Origin of the sequence: Candidatus Chloroploca asiatica (assembly GCF_002532075.1) — a bacterium.
Taxonomy (GTDB): Bacteria; Chloroflexota; Chloroflexia; order Chloroflexales; family Chloroflexaceae; genus Chloroploca; species Chloroploca asiatica.
Genome location: NZ_LYXE01000136.1, coordinates 12,215 through 34,340 on the forward strand (window position 1 = coordinate 12,215; position 22,126 = coordinate 34,340).

Consider the following 22,126-nt stretch of genomic DNA (forward strand, 5'->3'; position numbering starts at 1 on the left):
TCATACGATCCAGACGTAACAGAACACGATGATCCTGGGCGCAGGATCATGGATCAGAGCGAGCAGAGACAACGAGAGCGCTATGCAGAAATCAGAGCCGTTGATCATCCAGCCGCGGGTACACCTGATTGCGGCGGGTACGAATTATGGACGTTTTGCGATTGAACCACTCGAACGGGGTCATGGCATCCCCCTGGGCAATGCATTGCGACGAGTTCTTTTTTCGTCGATCCCAGGGGCTGCCATCACGCGGATCAAACTGGGCGGGGTGATTCACGAATTTTCGACCATCCCAGGGGTCATTGAAGATGGCACGCAATTGGTCTTGAATGTCAAGGGCATCCGCCTGCGGTCATATTCTGAGCGTGCCGTCACGATGCAACTCGTCAAGCGCGGCCCTGGCCCAGTGTTTGCGAGTGATATTGATGCACCGAGCACCGTCGAGATTGTCAATCCTCAGCATTATCTCTGTACGATTGACGATGAGTCGATGCTTGAAATGCAGTTGACCGCTGAGCGCGGGCGTGGTACCAGCCTTGCCGATAATAATAGTGGTCTCAGTATTGGCGAAATTGCGATTGATGCGCTCTTCAATCCTGTACCACAGGTCAATTTTCTGGTTGAGCAGGTCGGGGAGAGCTTTGATACCGTCTATGACCGGTTGATTCTTGAGATCTGGACAGATGGCACCATCAAGCCCGGTGATGCGTTGGGGCATGCTGCACAGGTATTGACCCAGCATTTTGGGCGCATTGCGATCTTTGATCAACCTGAACCCTCGGCTGAAGTAGTCGCTCCTGTGGGCCGTGCGATCCCTGCTGATGTATATAATCGCACGATTGACGAACTAGGGTTGAGTACGCGTACGTATAATAGTCTGCGTCGTGCTGATATTACGACGATCGGGCGCCTGCTTGAACTTGATGACCGCGCCCTCCAGGGTATTCGCAATCTGGGGCCCAAGGGTGTCGAAGAGATTCGGCTGCGTCTCGCCGCCTTTGGCTACCTTGAGACTGGCGATCAGTTTGCCCTCGAAGGCAGCGAACACGAGGGACACGAGTTTTTGTCTGACCATACCGAACCATCAACAACCTCGTGAGTCATCATTCCCGATACGTTTAGCTAGATTTTCGCGGAGAGGATGCCATCCTCTCCGTCCCTTATGCACAGCATAACCAGGAAGCACACGACACCGTGTCACTCCTGTTTCCCTCACCAGTGCGTGCTACTACCTGCTCGTGTATACACATCGCAGTCTCGTACACTCCATCGTGTGCGTTTTGTCTGGTGTTGTCCAGATGAAAGGAGAAAGAGCGCCTATGCCAAGAGGATCAAAGAAGGGGGTTGCGCCTGACGAAAAGGAGGCCCAACTGCCAACGCCGCCTACCCAAGCTAGCGAACTGGCTGGTGGGCCAGAATTGGCGGCAACCACAGGCGGTAGTGGGGTGCTAGAGATTGGCCCCGAAGGGTTTGGTTTTTTACGAGGCCCGCGGCTACTGCCCGGTGGCAGCAATGATATCTATGTGGCTCAATCACAGATCCGGCGCTTTGCCTTGCGCACCGGCGATGTCATTGCGGGTCGTGTCCGGCCCCCACGTGAAGGGGAACGCTATCCGTCGTTGCTCTGGGTCGAGCATGTCAATGGTGTCTCGACCGAAGTAGCGCAACAGCGCCCGATCTTCGAACGACTCACCCCGATCCATCCACACGAACAACTGATGCTTGCGACGGAACCTCAGATTCTCTCAACGCGGTTAATCGATCTGATTGCCCCGATTGGGCGCGGTCAGCGCGGTTTGATTGTTGCCCAGCCCAAGGCCGGCAAGACAATGTTGCTCAAAGCCATTGCCAATGGGCTCACGGCTAACCATCCCGATTTGAGCTTGATTGTTCTCCTCGTCGGTGAACGCCCCGAAGAAGTAACTGATATGCGACGCTCGGTCAAGGGAGAGGTCATTGCGGCAACCTTTGATGAGCCGGTCGAGGATCATATTCGGGTCGCCGAGTTGACCCTCGAACGCGCCCGTCGCCAGGTTGAGCATAAACGCCACGTGGTCGTTTTGATGGACTCGCTCACCCGGCTTGCCCGAGCCTATAATATCGCGATGCCTTCGAGTGGGCGGACACTTTCGGGAGGAATTGACCCGGTCGCCCTCTATCCACCCAAACGCTTCTTTGGTTCGGCACGGGCGATCGAAGAGGGTGGCTCGTTGACGATCCTGGCGACCTGTCTGGTGGATACCGGAAGCAAAATGGATGATGTGATCTTTGAAGAATTCAAAGGCACCGGTAATATGGAACTTAATCTCGACCGGAAGCTGGCCGAGAAGCGCATTTTCCCTGCGATTGATATCAATCGTTCGGGCACGCGCCGCGAAGAGTTGCTGCTCGATCTGACCACGCTGCGTCAGACCTACGCACTGCGCCGGATGGTGAGCATGATGGGCGACAATGATGGCACCGAGTTGATGCTCACCCGCATGGCGAAAACGACCTCGAATGCCGATTTTCTTGCCACCCTCGGCAAACGCGATTAGCGACGTCTACGATTTCATGTTATGGTGAGAAAACCCTTTCCAGTATGCTCTGGCTTGATCCTGTGTCTCCTGATGAGCCTGATCCTGGGTGCGTGTGGTCTGGTACCTGCGTCCGGCGCTCTTCCTATGCCAACTGAACCGCCTCGGTCCACCGCCGCCGTCTTGCCAAAACATAGCCTGCCCGCGGCTGAGTCAGTCGTGCAGGTACCAACGGCGACCGAGCGACCCACGGTAACACCAGTGCCCACAACGGTGCCGCCAACGCCAACGGCGACACCCCAACCCGACCTACGTCCTGTCGTAGGCTTGCAAGTTGGGCATTGGAAGATCGAAGATCATCCTGATGAGCAGGCTGCCCTGCGCAGGTTTTCTGGGGCCTATTACCGCGGCTACGATGAGTGGGAAGTTAATTTTGTGATCGCCGAGTTGACCCGCGATCAGCTTGAGGCTGAAGGGGTCGTTGTCGAGTTGCTACCTGCAACCGTACCAATTGGTTATGAGGCTGATGTCTTTGTGAGTATCCACGTTGATGGAGTGACCGGGGCGCAGGCGGCGACACGACGGGGCTGGAAGGTGGCGACGCCCTTCCGGGCTTCTCTTGCCTCGCAACGCCTTGAAGCGGCCATTGCGACAACATATCCTGCGGCCACAGGCTTGCCGGCTGATCCGCTTGGGCCATCGTATGATATGCGGGCCTACTATGCCTTTGCCTATTATCGCTACTGGCACAGCCTTGCCCCGACAACGCCAGCCGTTTTGTTGGAAGCAGGGTTTATGACCCATCCTGATGACCGGGTGCTGATCTTTCAGCAACCCGAACGGATGGCAACAGGTCTAGCCAAGGGCATTCTGGCATACCTAGAGGCGTACCACCCGGCAGATCCTGATGCTCGGGCCTCGATTGGGCTAGCCATGCTGCGGCCGATCGCCGCCGATACGCCCATCTTCCCGCGCGCTGACGAACGCCAGACGCCGCTTCTGCGGGTTGGCCCTGCGCAGCCACTCGTCCAAGTTGCCCAAAGCCGCGAAGCTGACTGGTATCTCGTCTTTACGCACGGGGGATCATGGGATCTCGGCTGGATCAGATCTAGTGCCGTCCGCGACACGGGCGAACCACTTGAACCACCCCACCCGCGCCCGTAAGACACAGCATGTAACATCATATTTTACACATAAAAAACAGCCAGCTTTGCTGGCTGTTTTTTATGTGTAAAATATAAGCTTACGCACGAGCCGCGTCGTACAACTCGGCAACCTTCGCCCAGTTCACCACATTCCACCAGGCATCAACATAGCCGGCACGCTTGTACTGATACTTCAGGTAATAGGCGTGCTCCCAGACATCCAGGCCAAGGATCGCCTTCTTGCCCTCCATCACCGGCGTATCCTGATTGGGCGTGCTCGTAATCGCAACCGTACCATCAGGATTGACAACCAACCAGGCCCAGCCAGAGCCAAAACGACCAATGGCAGCCGCCTTGAACTTCTCTTTGAACTCAGCAAAGCTACCAAACGCTGCCGCAATTGCGGTACCAAGCGCACCGGTCGGCTCACCACCAGCATTTGGCCCCATCGTCTCCCAGAAGAGCGCATGGTTCCAGTGGCCACCGCCATTGTTGCGTACCACCATACGAATAGCCTCGGGCAGCGCATCGAGGTCGCCAATTAACGCTTCCAGGCTCTTATCCTGCAGATCAGGATAATTAGCGAGCGCATTGTTCAAATTAGTGACATACGTATTGTGGTGATTATCGTGGTGAAAATGCATCGTCGCCTCATCAATGTGAGGCTCAAGTGCAGTATAGGCGTAGGGCAAGGCGGGCAATTCGAATGGCATAGATTCATTCCTTTTGATATTCAGAAGACATTACACAGGGATACGATAGCGGCAGCAATGCTGACCGCAGGCAATGGAACTTTCACGGACAAGCGGCGCACCAAGCAGGGCCTCGTAGAGGCGTTCTTCCTGAAGACAGATCTGGTTGTATTTGCGCGCCACACAATCAATCGGGCAATTGTACTCGGTCAACACGAAGGAACCATCTTCTTCTTCGACCCACTCGCACATATAGCCCTGCGCAGCAAGCAGCTTGGCTAACGTCTCGACCTTCTCACGCCGATTCTTATCAGCAAGGTGTGGGCCAAACTCGTGCAACATCCTTTCGTGCCGTTGTTCGAGCACTTCTTCGAGCACCATCGCGCCACCGATATGTTCAAGATAGTGCAACAGATCAAGCACCAGACGGTCGTACTGTTTGGGAAAGCGCGCTTCGGCTTCGGGTGTCAGCACATAGAGATTAGAAGGCCGCCCGATCTGACGACGCAAGCCCGAGACAGAGACAAGCTTGTCGCGCTCGAGAATGGCAAGGTGCTGGCGGATGCCAACTGCGCCGATACCCAGGTGTTCGCTCAACTCCAGCGCAGTCATCTCACCATAACGACGCAACAACTGGAGAATGCTTCGTCGTGTAGAACCCTGCTCTTTTCGCTCAGTCGTGATGGTGTCCATTGCTCTACGGCTTTCATGCTGATGCACTGTCGCTGAAACGTGACTGGCATCGCATACCATGCATTACGAAACCTATAACGAGTATAACATTGTCATTTTGGCACTGTCAAGGTTGAGGAGCGCAGCGAAACTTGCCGCATAAGGATGGGGTTTGTATAATGAACGCGATGGATAACGATCAACCAAACTCCCCTCCACATACCTCTCGGCTAGCAGGTTCAATACCTGTCTGGCTGTCGCGCCTTTTGCTGTTGCTCATTTTGTTGCTGGGAGCCTATTTTCGCACCCTTAGCCTCACCGATTGGGATGCGGGCACCGGGCAGCATCCTGATGAACGCTTTTTTGCCGATGTTACGTCCAATGTCCGGTTGCCTGCGAGTCTCGGTGAGCTCTATGATTCATCGCGGTCGCCGCTGAATCCGCGGAATAATGATCGCTTTCCGTTTTTTGCCTATGGCCCCCTGCCGGTCTGGATGGCCCGCACGGCTGCCGTTGCGCTGACACCCGACACACGTCCTGATGGAACACCCAATTTTCCGGCGCAAGTGCCGAGTATCAATGGGCCACCTCGTGCTGGCCTTGATCCAACGCGACCACAAGAACGCCGCACCGATCTCGGCCCTCTCGTTGATAATCCCGAAGCAAGCTTTGTTCGCCTGACGCCGCTGATTGCCCTGGTCAACCCCGAGGGGCGCAATCTGACGATGTATGGCGACATCCAGAAGGTTGGGCGGAGCCTCGCGGTGCTTTTTGATCTCGGGTCGTTGCTCTTGATCTATTTGATCGGGCGGCGTCTCTTTGGGGTGCGTGTGGGTCTACTCGCGGCTTTGCTTGGCGCGATGGCCGTGATGCCGATCCAGCAGTCCCATTTTTTTGTTGATCCGATCTTTTCGACCTTCTTTGCGCTGTTGAGTATCTATTGGATTGTAAGGATGGCGCAGGGTGGTGGCCCGCTCGTAGCAATGCTCGTGGGCTTCAGTATCGGCGCGGCAATGGCCAACCGCATTACGATGGCAACCCTGGGGGGCCTGGCGATCGTCGCTGCACTGATTTCCGCAGCACGTTTTGTGCAGACGCAACGTAGCCAGGCGGGTCAAGCCACGTATCTCCCGTCACTTGTGTGGCCTCTGCTGGCACGCTTCTGGCGGCGCGACTTTCCGTTGCTGGTGTTCGCCGGGGCAATGACGCTGCTTAGTTTTCGGACGCTCTCGCCCGATGCGTTTACCGGGTCGCGCCCCGATTCGCCGGTGGTGGTGAGTGACGGGCACGGCGGCGCGGGGTTGCTGCAGGGGGCCGGGTTCCTTGATGTGCGCCTTGAGCCGCGCTTTCTGTCGGGGCTCAGCAGTGTGAGTGGCCTCGTCAGCGGCGAGGTTGATTTTCCACCGTCGCAACAGTGGGTCGCCCGTACAGCGTACCTCTTTCCCTGGAGCAATATGGTGCTCTGGGGGATGGGGCCAGCGCTGGGGTTGGCAGCCTGGGGCGGCTGGCTCGCCTTTGGACTTGGCGGGCTACGTCGGGTGCTCTGGCCGGGCCGTGACGATCCGTTGGTCAGTGCCGCCTGGGTGCCGTTTGCCTGGGTCACCTTCTATTTTCTCTGGCAGGGTGGGCAGTTTGTCATTACGCTGCGCTACCTCTTGCCGATCTATGGGCCGCTGATCATCTTTGGCGCCTGGGGACTCGTGGGCCTGTGGTCGTGGCGGCGCACACCACCCACGCTACCCCGCATTCCCGTGGCGCTGCCACGCCAGGCGCCACCTGTGCTGCTCTTTTCCGTCATCATGCTCACGCTGGGTTGGGCCTATGCGTTTACCCGCATCTATACCCAACCCCACTCGCGGGTGATGGCGGCCCGTTGGCTCGCCGATCATGCGCCCCCTGGTTCGTATGTGATGTCGGAAACCTGGGATGATGGGTTGCCCCTCCAGGTCACGCGGGCTTCGTGGGGCCAGACCTTTCAGGGCATTTCGTCGGCCCCCTACGCCGAAGATGAGTTGCGCAAATATGTCGGCGGCCTCGGCGGCGATGGGCGCTTCGAGCCAGGCCTGCTTGATCAACTCGATCAGGCCGACTATATTACGCTGACCAGCAATCGCGTCTATGATAGTACGTCGCGGCTGCGGATGCGCTACCCCGCGCTGATGCGCTACTATCAAGCGCTCTTCAATGGCGAACTTGGCTTTCGCCTCGTCGCTGAAGTCACGTCCTACCCACGGATCATGGGGATCGAAATCCCTGACCAGGCCGCCGAAGAGGCGTTTCATGTCTATGACCATCCCAGGGTACTGATTTTTGCCAAGACGCCGGCCTATTCACGGCAGCGCGCCGAAGCTTTGCTGATCAACGAGGTGCTCTGGGGTGAGGTCTACAAGTCGTCGGTACGGGTGGCCGACCGCAATGTGACGGCATTGCGCTTGACTGATGCGCAGTGGCCGCGCTATGCCGCCGGTGGTACCTGGGCCGAGTTCTTTCAGCGACCGGCGTTGCTCACAGCGCTTGCGCCGCTCTTCTGGGTCATCATCTTGCAACTGCTCGGGTTGGCGACCTTTGCGCTCGGCTTCCGCTGGCTGCGCTGGCTGCCTGATCACGGGTATAGTCTGGCAAAGATCGTCGGCTTGCTGCTCGTGGCCTATGCAGCCTGGTTGATGGGGAGCCTGGGCAATCGTCCTGGCATCCCCGGGCGTGGTGCCGAAGAAGCCCTGGGCTGGGGACCCTTTCCGCTCGCCTTTGCCCCAACGACGCTCTGGCTCGTTGCGCTGCCGCTGCTAGTCGCCGGGGCGCTGTCAGCCTGGTTCAATCGGGCGAGCCTGGCCGACGTCTGGCGAACCCGCCGGAGCGCCATCCTTGGGGCCGAACTGGTCTTCGTGAGTTTTTTGCTGCTCGGCTTGCTCTTGCGTTGGTTCAACCCCGACCTGTGGCACTACGCCCGCGGCGGCGAAAAGCCAATGGATTTTGCCTACTTCAATGCGGTACTCAAGAGTGCAGCTTTTCCACCGTATGATCCCTGGCACGCCGGCGGGACGATCAACTACTACTATTTTGGCTTTGTCCTTGTTGGTACACTGACCCACCTGAGTGGCGTGGTGCCGAGCATTGCCTACAATCTGGCCGTGGCGACGATCTTCGCGCTCACGGCTGTCGGGGCCTGGGGGCTTGTCTATAACGTCCTGGCCCAACCCGTCGCGTCGTCAGAGCACGATCTGGCGAAGACCGGGGAGCGACGCGCCCTCGTCGCGGCCCTGCTTGCCCCGATCTTGCTGCTCGTCCCGGGAAATCTCGCCCAGGCGCTCTGGTATCTCAATGGTTACGCCACTGAGCAGGCGACCAGGGGGCGCGGCGAATGGGCCTACTGGGACGCGACACGCATTGTTGAGGGCACCGTCAACGAGTTTCCTTTTTTCACTTTTCTCTTTGGCGACCTGCATGCTCATATGCTTGTGATGCCATTGAGCCTGGCGCTGCTCGGGCTCGCGGTGGCGTATCTGTTGATACTGCCGCGTGTGCAGGTCGTGACGAGCAAGCCTGTTTGGCGCGATCTTGGGGGCGTGGTTGGCCTAGTGATACTGATGGGCCTGTTGGCCGGGGTCATCAGGGCAACGAACACCTGGGATTATCCCTCGTTTGTCGGGTTGGCGGGCTTGATCATGGCGGGGGCGGGCTGGCGGGCGAGTCGCGCTCAGTTGCGTGGCGAGCAGGCACGGTGGCTCTGGGCCCTGATCTGGGTTGCAGTGCCGCCGTTGGTGATGGTCTTGATCGGCAATCTTTTGATCGTGCCCTTCACCTCGAATTTTGCCACTGAATCTTCTGGGGTCGCCCTGTGGCGCGATGATCGTCACATCAGCCTGCTGCTGCAGGTCGCACTCGCGCAGCGCACGACGCTCGGCGAATTCTTGTTGCTCTATGGACACTGGCTGGTCGTGGCGCTCGTGGCTAGCGCGATGCTAGCGCGGCGCTGGCTCAAACCTGTGCCGCTTGCCGTGAGCGCAGGGGTGCTTGTTGTCGTGATGGTCAGCCTCGGCTTGCCGGCGATCCTTTTGCTCGGGCCACTGGTTGGCGTGGGCATCTGGATGCTCTGGCGGATACGCCGGGCGCCCTACGATCTCGTGCTACCGGTGCTCTGGCTGGTTGCCGCGCTCGGACTTAGCGTACTCGTCGAGATCGTGGTGGTCAAGGGCGATGTCGGGCGGATGAATACCGTCTTCAAGTTTGGCCTGCACACCTGGATGCTCTTTGCGCTTGGCGTAGCGGCGCTCTTGCCGCGTCTCTGGGCACCTGGGCGCAAGGCGAACCGCGCAACGGCGTTGCTCCGAGGCACCTTCGTGGTGCTCGGCGCAGCAGCCCTGGTCTATCCGCTGACGGCGACGCCAGCACGGATCGGCGATCGCTGGAACCCCGAAGCCCCCCGTGGACTCGACGGCGCAGCGTTTATGCAGTGGATCAGCGCCGAGCGCCACGGCAACGCCTTTGCCCTCAACGAAGACGCGGCAGCCATTGCCTGGCTCCAGGCGCATGTCACCGGAACGCCGGTGATCCTTGAGGCGCATCAACCCTCGTATCAGTGGGCCGGGCGCGTCGCAACCTTCACCGGTCTCCCTACGATCCTCGGCTGGGAATGGCACCAAATTCAGCAACGCAATGCGGTCAATGCGAATACGGCGATTGCCTTCCGCCAGCAAACGATCGAGACGATCTACACGACCACAGACGTGCCCATAGCGCTCGAACTTCTCCGTGGCTACGGCGTCAGCTATGTCTATGTGGGCAGCGTCGAACGCGAATACTACAGCGCCGAAGGCCTGGCGAAATTTGATAGTCTGACGAGCTCCGGTGAACTGGAGCGGGTCTTTGCCGAAGGCCAGACGGCGATCTATCGCATGGTGAGTCCTGGTACACCGCAGATGCTGACGAGCGACCGTGTGCTGGATCCTCCGGTGATGGATCTTACCCCGCCACTACTACTGGACACCCCGGTCAACCAGTTACCTGCGGTTGATGAATTTGCCTGGAACCCCTTCGTCCGCGAGAGCTCGATTGCCTCGTTGTTGCTCTGGATCGTGGTCTTCTATGGCGTAGCGCTGATCGGTCTTCCCACGGCGGTGATCATCTTTGGGCACTGGCGCGACGGCGGGGTTGTCTGGGCACGCGTGCTCGGCTTGCTCTTGCTTGGGTACGCCATCTGGCTACCGACCAGCCTGGGGCTATGGTCCTATAATTATCAGGGCGTCCTTGGCGGCCTGATCCTTGTCGCCGGCCTCAATCTAGGCTTGCTCGGGTGGCTTGGGCGGGGCGCTGAAGCATCGCTGAGCGGTCGCATCAGGGCAGGGCTACGGCATCTACTGGCGAGCCTGCAAACAAAGCGCCGCGGTATCTTCTGGAGCGAAGGAATTTTTCTGGGGGGCCTACTGGCGCTAGCGCTGGTACGTGCGTTCAACCCCGATCTCTGGCATCCCATCTGGGGCGGTGAGAAACCGATGGAAGCCGGCTTTCTCTATGCGATCTTACGCAGCCCGGTGATGCCGCCGTTCGATCCGTTTTTCAGTGATGGGTATATCAATTATTACTATTACGGCTTCTACCTGCTCTCGCTGCCCATCAAGCTCACCGGCACGGCCCCGGCGATTGGCTTCAACCTGGCGGTCGCGACGCTCTTTGCGTTGACCGTAGCGGGAGCCTTTGCCATCGTGTCCGAGTTGACGGGGCGGGTGCGCTACGGATGGCTGGCCGTAGCACTGGTCGGCATCCTGGGCAACCTGGCGAGCTTCTTTGCGACAGGCTGGTCACGGGGCGCAGCGGCGGTGTGGCAGGTCTTCCGTGGTGGCAGCCTATCTACCTTCGGGGAGCGCCTGGGCGATTGGTACATCGGGCCGAGCCGGGTGATCCCCAATACCATCAACGAATTCCCTGCGTTTACCTTTCTCTTCGCCGATCTGCATCCCCATATGATCGCGCTGCCGATTGCGTTGTTGCTGGTGGCGTGTGCCTTTGAGTTGAGCCGGTCTCGCCCTGGACTCCCTGCGGCAGAACGCTTGCCGCAAGCCCCGCGGCTGGCGTGGTACACGACGCTGGTGGTAAGCGCGTTGAGCCTGGGCACGCTGGCGGTGACGAATGCATGGGACGTGCCAATCTATGCGCTGCTGCTTGGTCTGGCGCTGCTCGGTGGCGCGTGGCGCTCGGTGGGGCGGGGAGAACGCGGCATGCCGTGGGCAGCGCTGGGTCAGGCGCTGCTCGTCGCGGTGCTGGTCAGCGTAGGCGGCTTGCTGCTCTATGCACCGTTCTTCGACCACTACTGGGCACCCGTTGGCGGAATAGGGGTGGTGGAATGGGCTGATGGCACGCAGATCCGCGACTACCTGGTGATCTACGGCTTCTTTATGGCGACCCTGATCCCCGTCTTGCTCGGTGGCTTGCAACGAGTCTGGGGGCAACACCGGGTCGCCGGTGATCGCCCGGTGGTGACAGCCCTTGGCATCAGTCAACGCCTCTCGATCGGCATCTCAGCCAACTCGCTTGTCTATCTGGTGGGCCTGTTGCTGCTCATTGCGGCCCTTGTGCCACCGCTGGGATTGCGCGCAGCACTGGCATTGCTCTTGCTCATTGGACTCTTGCTACTTGGGCAGCGCCGGCTCACCAGCGCAACCTGGTACGGCTTTGGGTTGGCCTGGGTGGGCCTGGCCGTCTCGCTTGGCGTCGAACTGGTCTATATTCGCGATCACCTCGCCGGGGGCGATTGGTATCGCATGAATACGGTCTTTAAGTTCGGGTTTCAGGTCTGGATCTTGCTTGCGCTCGCAACCGCGATCAGCCTGCCCAACCTGTTGCGGGCGTTGCGGCGCCTAGGCGGCAGACCAGCACAGACGGCGGCGCTGACGGTGCTGGGGCTCTTGCTGGCCATGATGGCGGTCTACCCGCTGGCCGGCATTCCCTCGCGCATTGCCAACCGTTTTGAAGTGCAGACGGGGCTAACGCTTGATGGCAGCGCCTTTTTGGCGCAGGCCGGATTTGGCTATAGTTGCGCTGCATTTGGCGGCTGTGCCCCTGGGATGAACGAGGCCTTTATTGATCTCCGTGGTGACGCCGAAGCGATTGACTGGCTGAACAAAGAGATCAGTGGCACACCGATCGTCGTGCAATCAAACCTCTCTTTCTACCGAGGCTATGGCATTCGCATCGCCGCCAATACAGGCCTGCCGACTGTCGTCAGTGCCTTGCATGTCAACGAGCAGCGTGATCCACAGGTTGCCGCACGGCGCGATGCCGACGTCGAGCGCTTTTACAAAAGCCCCGATGTCGAAGAGGCGTTACGCTTCCTGGCGCGCTACAATGTCGACTATGTCTATGTGGGCGGGGTCGAGCACGCGATCTATTCTGCCGAAGGGCTCAGCAAATTCAAACAGATGGCGGGCATCTACCTCGACCCGGTCTTTGCCACCTCAGCCGTGCAGATCTATGCGGTACGGGGTGTGCCCTCAAGCTATGCGCGCCCCGAGGCCGCAGTTGGCAGCAGTGGTAGCACCAATCGCCCTGGGATGCCAATCGCAGCGCCTGCGGCTGATCTGGCCGAGCTTGAAGCAGCGCACCGCGCCAACCCAACCGACGGCCCCATCGCGTTTGGCCTTGCCGAGCGCTACCGCAATCTGGGGCGGCTCGATGAAGCTGCGCGCATTCTCGAGGCACCCGCGCTGGCGAATCCTGATGATATTGGCGTGCTGCACCTCTGGGGCGATATCCTGGCGGACGCCGGGCGCTACCGCGAGGCCGAAGAGGCCTACCTGCGGGCGGCTCGCCGTCAACCAACCAGCGGCAACTGGAACAAGCTCGGGGCGGCCCTGTTGAGCTGGGGCGAGTTTGACAAGGCCGAGATCGCGTTGAGCCAGGCGGTGGCGGCAAACCCAAATGAGCCTGAACCCTATTTTCGCCTCGGCCAACTCTTTCGCGAAATCGGCGACCGCGACCGCGCCCGGGCCATGCTTGAAACCTATCTCCAACTCGCGCCCGATGGCCCCTGGGCCGCCGAAGCGCGCCAGTTATTGCAGGTTGAGTGACCGTGCTAGACGTTCTTATCTGGTGGATCACAATTCAATTGATCGGTCTGGTTGGTCTGCCGATCACCGGAAGTATATTCCGAGCGCTGCCTGATCGTGGCTATGCCTATGCCAAAGCCTTCGGTCTGCTGCTGGTCGGCTATGTCGCGTGGCTCTTGGCGATGCTGGGCCTGGCCCAATTTGGCAGGCCCGTGCTGATCGTTGCGGCGCTCGGTGTTGCCATCGCGGGCATCTGGCTTCACGGGGGCGTGCGTGCAGCATTGGAACGAGCCAGAGGCTTTTTCGCAACGCGTTGGCAGGCAGTGCTCGCTTCTGAGGCCATCTTTCTTGGCGCACTGCTGGCGACGGTCTGGATGCGGATGCACGACCCGACGCCCTTTGGCACCGAGCGTCCGATGGATTTCGCTTTCTTTAACGCGATGCTACAGAGTGGCGGTTTCCCGCCGGTTGATCCGTGGCTGGCTGGGTTTAGCATCAACTACTACTACTTTGGCTATCTGTTGATGGCCGCGATGGCCGCGCTGACCGGCCTCGCACCCGGGGTTGCGTATAATCTAGCGCTAGCCCTGATTGTGGCGTTGACAGCCCAGGGCGTCGCCGGTACCATCGCCAACCTGATCATCCTGGCGCATCCAGATGCGCAAGACGAGGGGCCTCGCCGCAGATGGCCGCGCCTGGCAGCGCGGATCGTCTTTCCGCTACTCGGCGTGATCTTTGTCTTGTTGGCAGGCAACCAGGCCGGGGCGGTGCAGGTGCTGCTCGGTGACGAACGCACGGTCGCCCTCGACAGTCGACAACTCGTCTCGGCATTTGGTCAGGCCCTCGGCAGCAACGACGAAATCGTGCTCCCCTCGACAGTGACGACCAACGAATTTGGCACCATTGATCGCTGGCAACGCAACGACAAACTCGCTGACTTCAACTGGTGGTGGCCGTCGCGAGCGCTCTGGGACGAGTATGGCGACGCGGGAGGCGTACGGCGCTACAATATCACCGAGTTTCCCTTCTTTAGCTTTCGGCTCGGCGATATGCACCCGCATGTCATGGCGCTGCCCTTTGGCGTGCTGGCAACTGCGCTCGCCCTGGCAACCCTGTTGCGCCCCGGTTTACCAGGCAACACTCGTGGTGACCTGGGCCTGCTCGCGCTCAGCGGCCTGATCCTCGGCAGCCTCTACACCATCAATAGCTGGGATCTCCCGGCCTATCTGTTGCTCTACGCTGGCGCGATAACGCTGGTGGCCCGACGGCAACCGGGGCCGCTGCCGTGGCTGGCGCTGGGACGCACCTTGTTCATCGTGAATTTCGGTGCGTATCTGCTCTTTCTCCCGTTTCATCTGACGCTGCAACCCCTGGTTGGCAGTGCGGCACCGCTCATTGATGTGCCCGTGCTTGGCCGCCTTACCAGCATCATTGCACCCTACACCGCCGGGCGCAGCGGTCTCCACGCCTTCATCATCAGCTTCGGGCTCTTTGCCTTGCCGATACTTGTTTTTCTGTATCAGCGTACATTGGCGTGCCAAAAAGAGCCACCGGCTGAAGCCAACGCGCTCCCATTGCTGCGGCTGCTCTTCTGGCTACCGCTGATCTTAGTGCCCATCGGGCTCATTGCCCATTTTCCGTTGCTCCCCCTGGGCGGGCTGGCCGTACTGGCAATGTGGGCCGCAATGCAGCAAACCCACCGCCCCGCCGCGAGCTTCGCACTCCTGGTGACGGCTCTCGGTTGCGCGATCATCTTTGGCACCGAAATCATCTTTATCCGCGATGTCTTTGGCAACCGGATGAACACCATCTTCAAATTCTACTACCAAGTCTGGCTACTCTGGGGAACCCTGGCCCCGTTTGCCCTCTGGTGGATCATACACGAGGCACGCGGAACCCGCCGTGTTGTCGCCTGGACAACGGCGGGCCTCACCGGGGTCCTGCTTGCCGGGGCACTGGTCTACCCGGCACTGAGCCTGCGCGACCTGGGGCGCGGCCCACTGATCGGGCTCGAAGGACGCACCCCACGTGAACAGAGCGAGGCCGGCTTGGCCTCGATCCGCTGGTTGCGCCAGCAAGCGCCGCCGGGCAGTGTCGTGCTCGAAGCAGCGGCGGTCGAAGATTTGGCAGCGCAGCGCTGTGGCGGCTCATACGACGTGCGCAGCGAAGGCTGGGGCGGAGTCGCGTCGACCACCGGGCATCCGACGGTTCTGGGCTGGGTTGGGCATCAGCAGCAATGGCGTGGGGGCGATCCGGTTGCCATGGCCGAGTTAGGGCCGCGCTGTGTTGATGTGGATACGATTTTTCGCACCACCGACACCGCCACGGCCCGCGACCTGCTCACCCGCTACCAGGTCACCCACGTCTACCTCGGAGCGCTCGAGCGCCGCCTCTACCCCCCCGAGAGCCTGGCCAAATTTGAACTGCTTGGGGAAGCAGTCTTTCAGCAAGACGAGGTCAGCATCTACCAGATCCGCTAGAGCGCTTACACCTCGCCATACAACTCGAGCAACTCACGCCACTCGCCGGTCAACTCCTCGCGTCGGGCGGCATAATAAAAATGCACCTCGCCCTGTTCATCGACAAAGACAAGATCGACCTGACTACGCATCGGGCGAAGGTAGCCAAGATTGCCCCACCAGCGGATCTTCTCTTCATCGAGGGGCAAATCCTGCTGATACATCCGTGCGGCATACTCGCGCACCGTACCGGGTTCAATATCCTGCAGGCGCCAGGGCACGCCACTGACATCGCCGGTACGCAGATTGCGAAAGACATACTGCCACTCACCATCTTCGCTGCGCGTCGCACTGATGACCTCAATCCCGGTACGCGGGCGAGCGACGCGAATCAAACCGAGCCACGCATCAGTCAACTTCTCAAGCGGCACACCCGGATAACTCTGCTGACCGGTGCCGTCCTTATCTTTCATCATCAAGTCAAAACTCGGCTGCCCATGGGCATCGCGATGAATGCCGGCCAGACCGCCGCGACCCTTCCAGCGGATACGGCGTTCGGCCCAGATATCGGGTTCAAAGAGCGCAGTGCTATCAGTGAAAAGGGGTTCATCACCCACCACAAGTTGTTGCGGAGCATCATCAGCGGGATCAAAGGCCTGCGTCTCTTGCTCAATCGGCTCACCAGTGCGTTCCGAAAGCAACGCCATCCAGCCATCACTGAGGCCCCAATCGCTCACCCCAAAGAAGACATGGTCAATCACGCCATTGGCATCGCGATGCACCAGATCATACTTAGTACGGCTGCCCTGACGATACGCCCGCCAGAGCCCGAGCCGCCCCCGCCAGCGCACCTGGCTCTGCAGATCAACGCGACCATCGCGCAGATCTTCGTGGCGACTGATCGCATACGCCCAGAGGCCCTGAGCGCGGTCGCGGGTCACCCCGGCGGTGGTGCGCAAATCACGCACCTCATAGAGCCACACGCCGGCCCGTTTCTGGCACGTGACAATCTCAACGCCCGAGCGGGGCAGATCGAGATCCTGTCCATTATCGAGGGGGGACGAAGCGCCTTCAGCGAGCGCACGTCGGCAGAGTTGAATAATCTCACTGCGATCGGCGATCGTCGTCTCGCCATCACGACGCACATAGATCGTGCCATTCAGCCCGACATAAGGAGGAGGCTCGCTCGCCTTCACTTCGACGCGCATAACATCCTGGCCCTCGTAGCTCATCAACTCAAACGACAGATACGGATTTGGGGACACCTGTTCGGCAATGCTCTTGCGGAGCATCTCGCTCACATAATCGGGGCGAGCCACGCCAAGCACCTTGCCTCCGGGCTCGCAGCCAAGCACAAGCACACCGCCACCGGCATTCGCCAGGGCCGCCACATCAGTCCAGAGCAAGGCTACCGTCGAAGGATCATCACCGATAGCCCGCAACACCTGGCGTTCGGTGGAACCACCGAAGCGCACCGCATCAACCGCCCATTGCTTCTGGTCACGCTTGGGCACGCGCACGCGATCAAAATCCAGGCTCGCAAAGAGGTTACGCAGCGCCTCAAAGCTATTATTGGGCAAGAGCAACTCGATATAGCGGTCGCCAATGCCGTGTTTATGCACCACCTGCCCATCGCTCTGGGGCAAACGGCGCAGGCGGTGGGCATCGCTCCCCTGAATGCAAAACATCCGCCGGTCGTAGTGTTCTGTTTTGCCATTGTAAAAGCCTGGCGACGTGAACTTCTCGTGATCAGTATAAAAATTAACAAACTCGAGGGCATGCAAATGCAGACTCTGCGAGACCGCAATCCGCGACTGCCCACTCGTGCCCATGCGCAACGTCTCAGTCACCACGCCATTGGGCCCATTGATATGGGGGGCAATGACAATCCCGCCTGCCCGCGCAATAATCTCGTAGGCATCGGTCACATGGCGGGTATTCGAAATCCCACAGACGCCCCCCTTCAGCTGTTCAGCCGGAACACCGAGTTGCAAAAGCGTCGTCTCGATCAGGCTAATCGGGCGATTCGGGGGAAAGATGCCCAGCACATGCGCCCCAAAGTGGGACGTAAACTCAAAGCCCGGCAGCACAGTGATCTTTTTGAGCAAACGGCGATATTCATCGATCCGCGCTTGTTCATCGGCGGTCAGGCGACCGGCTGCCTCAAGGGCACCTAAAAAATCAAGCTCGCGCTGAAACTGCTCGTACCCATGAACGGTATTGTGATCCGTGAACGCAATAATCTCTAATTCGCGGCGCTCAGCTTCCTGGAGAATATCGAGATACGTAACTTCAGGTTCTACATAATCTTCTGATGCTGGGGTATGAATATGCAAATCCGCACGCATCCAGCGCATACCACTACGAACTTCGGTAGGGAGACTCATAGGTTTTTAACTCCACAATTAATCTCTTGCTTCTCTTCAACTCTTCACCTTTGCCAGCCCTCGTGCCTCGCGCCCCATCATTTTGTTTTATCAGGTGGGCAAGCCGGCTTCTGGTTTGTGGCTCTTTTTGCTGCAGGTTTTGCTTTCAGGCCTGTACCGCAAAGGGATAAAGACGGTACCGACCAGGAGCCTCCTTTCTGGTGGTTTTATGACGACAACGGTCGTTTTATGCTTGCAACCATATTTTGCTTCTCACGTATCATACCCGAAAGCTTCACGAACGACAACATGCTATAATTCTTTCTATGATACGGTTCAAGCAGATGGTACAGCCTGACCTGCTCACCCGCGAGTCTGGCCCAACGTCACGCCCGGGGGCCTTGACGATGTTGCGCAACGGTCTCTGCTGGTCTGGTGGTGCGGCATGTCTTGCGAGCGTAATCTACTGGCAGGTAATCCTGGCTGAAGGAGCCTATTTCGGGCCACGTGCGGTTCAACTGGTCTATCGTTTTGGTGCACGACACTATGATCGCGTGCGCGCCTCGTGGCAACCCGAAGCAGATGCCCGGTTGCAGCCCTGGCTGGCCCGGGCCTTGGCTGGTTGTGACCAACCGCTTGTGCTTGATGTTGCCACAGGCACCGGGCGGGTGCCCTTCTTGCTTGCGAGCAGTCAGCCCTATGCAGGCTATCTTGCGGCCCTCGATCTGACCCCGCAGATGCTCCGTGTCGCCCGGCAGAAGCTTGAACCCTATCTTCACCCGGCCCAGATCCTCTGGCATCAGGGCGAAGCGAGTCGGCTACCCTGGCCCTCGGGAAGCTTTGATCTGGTCACATGTCTCGAAGCCCTTGAGTATTTTCCGCAACCAAGACGAGCCCTGGCAGAAATGGTACGGGTGCTGCGCCCCGGCGGATGGATGCTGCTCAGTAAGATCCCTGATGCCTGGGCACGCTATTTGCCCGGGCGGGCCATGACCCACCGGCAACTCGTCACCCTCCTGACAGAGTTCGGGTGTGTTGATGTGCATGTGCTGCCCTGGCAACCTGGTCATTATGAACTGGTTATCGTTCATACAAAGACAGATAATTTCGCATGACAGATGAACCTGCTACACCTTCATCGAACCCTCTGCTCTTTGGGCGTTATCGTGTCCAGACCCAACTGGGCACCACACGCCTGGCCGCAGTCTATGACGCGACCGACGAGCGCCTCCAGCGTCGGGTACTCCTCCATCTCTTGCAAAAGCACCTCGTTGGGCAGGAGCTGCTGCGGACACGGTTTATCACGCAGATCAACCAGATGGCCGCTTGTTCGCAGCCGACGTTGCTCGAAGTTTTTGACCGGGGTGAGGTTGGTGGACGACCCTTTATGGTGACGGAATACTGTACCGGGCGGGCACTCTATGGCCTTGGGTTGCTGGGTGTTGAACAGGCTTTGCGCTTTATGCGCCAGATCAGTGCCGCGGTCGTCATCTGTCAGGCTCAACGCAGCGCGGAAAGGCCCACTGGCCTCTACCATCCACCCATCAGCAGTCGGAATGTCCTCATTGTTGATGAACAGCGGGTCAAACTCGTCGAGAACTGGCGCACGCCCCACGAAGAGTTGAAGCGTGACCAGGCCCATTACCGTGCGCCCGAGTTGAGCGAAGGCTTGCCTGACAACCCGTCCACCGCTGTCTATGCGCTTGGAATTCTGCTCTATGAAATGCTGACTGGCGAGCGTCCAATCACGGGCACCGATGCCCATACGATTGCCCTCGCCCACCAGCGTGCCCAACTCCCCCCGCTCAGCCGCATCCGGCCCTCGCTCTATCTGCCGAGTGTTGAGCGCCTGCTGGCCCGCGCAACGGCACGCATGCCTGAACAGCGCTTTCCTGATGTGGAGAGCTTCGCCCACGAACTCGAGGCCGTCTGGCGTGATCTGAGCGCCGCTACGTACCGAATGAAGCGGGCAACGCCCCCGAATCCGATGCCGCGCCAACCCGCACCCAGTACGACACCGGCAGATCAGTCGAACCAACCCGTCGCTCGTCCGCCGCGGAGCAAACGTACCCGCCAACCACCAACCGCACAGGTGCGTCACAATCAAAATCAGTTCCGCCAGCAAAATCGCCGCCGCAACCTGGTTGGCTGGCTCGTCATAATGGCTCTGCTCACGCTAGTTGTCTTGGGCTCCTATTTCGGTGTGCGCGCCCTGTTTGAACGATGGAACGTCACACCCAGCCTTCCTGATCTGTCCCTGCCCCAGTGGTGGCCAGAAAACGAAATCTATATCGTCACCATTGACGCGGGACTCAACCTGCGCCGTACGCCCGATGCAAACACCACCACCAATGTGATCGCCGTCATTCCCAAGGGAACCCTCGTACGCAAGCTTGAGGGGCCTCGACAAGCTGGGAATGATACCTGGCTACGCGTTCGCGTCGAACTTGAGGGAGGCCAACGTGAGGGCTGGGTGTCACTCGCGTATCTGCAACCACAGTGATGAGGGAAGGTGATGAGAGAGGAACGAGGATCGCGCGTCATCCACGGCAAACAGGTCATGCTGCGCCCCTGGCAGCGTGGTGACACCCTGGCCCAGGAACTCTGGCCCCGTTATACCGAGCCTTTTCATTCGCTGTGGAATATTCCGAGTTCCAACGGCTTTGATCTGCTCAACGGGCGGAGTGCGCAGCGGTATGCGTGGGCCATTGATGACCGTCATCGCCATATGATCGGGCGCATTTCGCTGCGTGACATCGAACCCGCAGGCGATGGGGCACGCCTCGGGATCTCGCTCGCTCAACCCTATGTGAGTAAGGGTTTTGGCACCGAGGCGCTCGAACTCTTTCTTGACCACTACTTTGGCCCGCTCGACTTCAAGCAACTTTCGCTCGATGTCGCGGCCTTCAATCGTCGCGCCGTACGCTGTTACGACCGTCTCGGCTTTCAGTATGTCGATAGTGAATGGCGCAGTGCCGGCAATGACCCGGCCCTCCGCCTGCTGGCCGAGCCACAATACGCCGACCTGAAGGTCTTTTTTCGCCGTAACCGTTTTGAGACCCTGGTCGAATTCTACGAGATGCTCTTGACCCGTGAAGACTGGCTTGGCCTGTTGCGGTAAGGCCCATGTGCTATCCTGAAGGCAGCGGTAAGGCCCAGGAAGCTAGGGAGTCTGCTATGTCACTCATTGCCGGAAATCTCGCTGTTGTCCAACGTCTCCTCACAACCAACGGGATGCCGTGGGCTGTCTTTGGCGGTGCAGCAGCCTATCTGTATGGCCCACGGCGGCCTATTCAGGATGTCGATCTGCTGATCGCCCGTGGCAAGTTGCCCACCGTCGTCGCCTTACTCAAAGCCGACGGCAAAGCCGTGCAATTCGATGGTCAGCGCATCCTCTGGCGCGGCATCAAGCTCGTCGACGATCTGACGGTGCGTCAGGACGGACACATCCATCCGCTCCAACTCGATCAGCCGATGCAGCAACACCTGCGGCAGATGCCTCTGCTTGGGGCCCAGATCGCCGTTGCCAGCCCTGAAGACGTTATCGCGCACAAACTGCTGCTTAATCGTGGTGCCGCCGAAGGCAAACACGACTACGAAGATGTCGTCGGCATTATCCGCCGCCAGACCCTCGATCATGCCTACTTGACCACGCGTATCCGCCTGCTCAACGCGGAAACCTTGCTCCGCGAACGCCTGGCAGCCCTCGAGATCCTGATCTAACCTTCAAACCTGGGTTGGGCAGCAAAAAAGCCAGCAATGCTGGCTTTTTTGCTGCCCAAAAGGTACGCTATGCGCGTGTGTGCTGCGGTGCGGCAGGCAACAGCGCCAGATGGCGTGCCCGCTTGATCGCAACTGACAAACGGCGCTGCATCTTGGCTGTCACACCCGTACGGCGCCGGGGCAGAATTTTGCCCTGAGCCGTAATATACTTCTGCAACCGCTTGATATCTTTGTAATCGGGATCAATGCCAAGCTTGGTAAACTCACACTCGCGGCGACGGCCCCGCACACGCCCCCCCGAAGATCCACGTCCACTCTTGAACGTCATAACGTTCTGACTCCTTCACCTGAACCTACGAGCTTCTGCCCAAAAACGAACACACTGCGTGATAGTATACCATAAGTTTAGGTTCGAGCGAACTGTTCATACTTGTCCTTAGGGCTACGTCAAAGTGGTAGCCCATCGTGTATCCTTCTGAAGGAATGATCGAACGCTTCAGGAGGACACGATGGA

The 22,126-nt window shown here is 59.2% G+C and carries 13 protein-coding genes; 9 read left to right on the forward strand and 4 right to left on the reverse strand.

Going from position 1 to position 22,126, the window contains the following annotated elements; translation table 11 throughout:
* The first annotated feature begins 82 nt into the window (after window positions 1-82).
* The 3 genes from A9Q02_RS17730 to A9Q02_RS17740 all read left to right on the forward strand — a co-directional run bounded on the left by A9Q02_RS17730 (window position 83) and on the right by A9Q02_RS17740 (window position 3,680).
* Window positions 83-1,099: a DNA-directed RNA polymerase subunit alpha gene (locus A9Q02_RS17730; protein ID WP_097654419.1), complete on the forward strand. Its 1,017-nt coding sequence runs from the start codon at window positions 83-85 to the stop codon at window positions 1,097-1,099.
* A 220-nt stretch (window positions 1,100-1,319) separates the two neighbouring features.
* Window positions 1,320-2,537: a transcription termination factor Rho gene (rho, locus tag A9Q02_RS17735; RefSeq protein ID WP_245860652.1), complete on the forward strand. Its 1,218-nt coding sequence runs from the start codon at window positions 1,320-1,322 to the stop codon at window positions 2,535-2,537.
* Between the two features lie 126 nt (window positions 2,538-2,663).
* Complete coding sequence (locus tag A9Q02_RS17740; protein ID WP_097654421.1) at window positions 2,664-3,680, forward strand: N-acetylmuramoyl-L-alanine amidase family protein; 1,017 nt, start codon at window positions 2,664-2,666, stop codon at window positions 3,678-3,680.
* 79 nt (window positions 3,681-3,759) lie between these two features.
* On the opposite strand, the gene A9Q02_RS17745 is transcribed toward A9Q02_RS17740, so the two are convergent.
* Both A9Q02_RS17745 and A9Q02_RS17750 read right to left on the reverse strand, forming a co-directional pair.
* Complete coding sequence (locus A9Q02_RS17745) at window positions 3,760-4,374, reverse strand: superoxide dismutase (RefSeq protein WP_097654422.1); 615 nt, start codon at window positions 4,372-4,374, stop codon at window positions 3,760-3,762.
* 30 nt (window positions 4,375-4,404) lie between these two features.
* Window positions 4,405-5,046: a helix-turn-helix transcriptional regulator gene (locus tag A9Q02_RS17750; RefSeq protein ID WP_245860653.1), complete on the reverse strand. Its 642-nt coding sequence runs from the start codon at window positions 5,044-5,046 to the stop codon at window positions 4,405-4,407.
* Between the two features lie 167 nt (window positions 5,047-5,213).
* Between A9Q02_RS17750 and A9Q02_RS17755 the strand changes: the two genes are divergently transcribed.
* Both A9Q02_RS17755 and A9Q02_RS17760 read left to right on the forward strand, forming a co-directional pair.
* Complete coding sequence (locus A9Q02_RS17755) at window positions 5,214-13,085, forward strand: DUF2298 domain-containing protein (protein ID WP_097654433.1); 7,872 nt, start codon at window positions 5,214-5,216, stop codon at window positions 13,083-13,085.
* 2 nt (window positions 13,086-13,087) lie between these two features.
* Window positions 13,088-15,544 (forward strand): DUF2298 domain-containing protein, encoded by a 2,457-nt coding sequence (locus tag A9Q02_RS17760; protein WP_245860655.1) that lies wholly within the window; start codon window positions 13,088-13,090, stop codon window positions 15,542-15,544.
* Between the two features lie 5 nt (window positions 15,545-15,549).
* Here the strand turns inward: A9Q02_RS17760 and A9Q02_RS17765 are convergent, their stop codons facing one another.
* A complete protein-coding gene (locus A9Q02_RS17765; protein ID WP_097654424.1) occupies window positions 15,550-17,910 on the reverse strand; it encodes an RNA-binding domain-containing protein in 2,361 nt (786 codons plus the stop codon).
* A gap of 323 nt (window positions 17,911-18,233) precedes the next feature.
* On the opposite strand from A9Q02_RS17765, the gene A9Q02_RS17770 reads away from it, so the two are divergent.
* The 4 genes from A9Q02_RS17770 to A9Q02_RS17785 are packed head-to-tail and all read left to right on the forward strand — an operon-like array spanning window position 18,234 to window position 21,612.
* On the forward strand, window positions 18,234-19,004 hold the full coding sequence (locus tag A9Q02_RS17770) for a class I SAM-dependent methyltransferase (RefSeq protein ID WP_172451100.1): 771 nt from the start codon (window positions 18,234-18,236) through the stop codon (window positions 19,002-19,004).
* Window positions 19,001-20,392, forward strand: a complete 1,392-nt coding sequence (locus A9Q02_RS17775; RefSeq protein WP_097654426.1) for a serine/threonine protein kinase — start codon at window positions 19,001-19,003, stop codon at window positions 20,390-20,392. The genes A9Q02_RS17770 and A9Q02_RS17775 overlap by 4 nt, the downstream gene beginning before the upstream one ends.
* 12 nt (window positions 20,393-20,404) lie before the next feature.
* Complete coding sequence (locus tag A9Q02_RS17780; RefSeq protein WP_097654427.1) at window positions 20,405-21,010, forward strand: GNAT family N-acetyltransferase; 606 nt, start codon at window positions 20,405-20,407, stop codon at window positions 21,008-21,010.
* Window positions 21,011-21,066: 56 nt separating this feature from the next.
* On the forward strand, window positions 21,067-21,612 hold the full coding sequence (locus tag A9Q02_RS17785; protein ID WP_097654428.1) for a nucleotidyltransferase family protein: 546 nt from the start codon (window positions 21,067-21,069) through the stop codon (window positions 21,610-21,612).
* Between the two features lie 67 nt (window positions 21,613-21,679).
* Here A9Q02_RS17785 and rpsR read toward each other — a convergent pair whose 3' ends face one another.
* Window positions 21,680-21,940, reverse strand: coding sequence for a 30S ribosomal protein S18 (gene rpsR, locus A9Q02_RS17790; protein WP_097654429.1), 261 nt, complete (start codon window positions 21,938-21,940; stop codon window positions 21,680-21,682).
* Window positions 21,941-22,126: the final 186 nt, after the last annotated feature.

What these genes read in the sequence shown, in the direction of transcription:
- A9Q02_RS17730 (WP_097654419.1), top strand. Translation starts at nt 83, where the DNA reads ATGCAGAAATCAGAGCCGTTGATCATCCAGCCGCGGGTACACCTGATT.
- rho (WP_245860652.1), top strand. Translation starts at nt 1,320, where the DNA reads ATGCCAAGAGGATCAAAGAAGGGGGTTGCGCCTGACGAAAAGGAGGCC.
- A9Q02_RS17740 (WP_097654421.1), top strand. Translation starts at nt 2,664, where the DNA reads ATGCCAACTGAACCGCCTCGGTCCACCGCCGCCGTCTTGCCAAAACAT.
- A9Q02_RS17745 (WP_097654422.1), bottom strand. Translation starts at nt 4,374, where the DNA reads ATGCCATTCGAATTGCCCGCCTTGCCCTACGCCTATACTGCACTTGAG.
- A9Q02_RS17750 (WP_245860653.1), bottom strand. Translation starts at nt 5,046, where the DNA reads ATGGACACCATCACGACTGAGCGAAAAGAGCAGGGTTCTACACGACGA.
- A9Q02_RS17755 (WP_097654433.1), top strand. Translation starts at nt 5,214, where the DNA reads ATGGATAACGATCAACCAAACTCCCCTCCACATACCTCTCGGCTAGCA.
- A9Q02_RS17765 (WP_097654424.1), bottom strand. Translation starts at nt 17,910, where the DNA reads ATGAGTCTCCCTACCGAAGTTCGTAGTGGTATGCGCTGGATGCGTGCG.
- A9Q02_RS17770 (WP_172451100.1), top strand. Translation starts at nt 18,234, where the DNA reads ATGGTACAGCCTGACCTGCTCACCCGCGAGTCTGGCCCAACGTCACGC.
- A9Q02_RS17775 (WP_097654426.1), top strand. Translation starts at nt 19,001, where the DNA reads ATGACAGATGAACCTGCTACACCTTCATCGAACCCTCTGCTCTTTGGG.
- A9Q02_RS17780 (WP_097654427.1), top strand. Translation starts at nt 20,405, where the DNA reads ATGAGAGAGGAACGAGGATCGCGCGTCATCCACGGCAAACAGGTCATG.
- A9Q02_RS17785 (WP_097654428.1), top strand. Translation starts at nt 21,067, where the DNA reads ATGTCACTCATTGCCGGAAATCTCGCTGTTGTCCAACGTCTCCTCACA.
- rpsR (WP_097654429.1), bottom strand. Translation starts at nt 21,940, where the DNA reads ATGACGTTCAAGAGTGGACGTGGATCTTCGGGGGGGCGTGTGCGGGGC.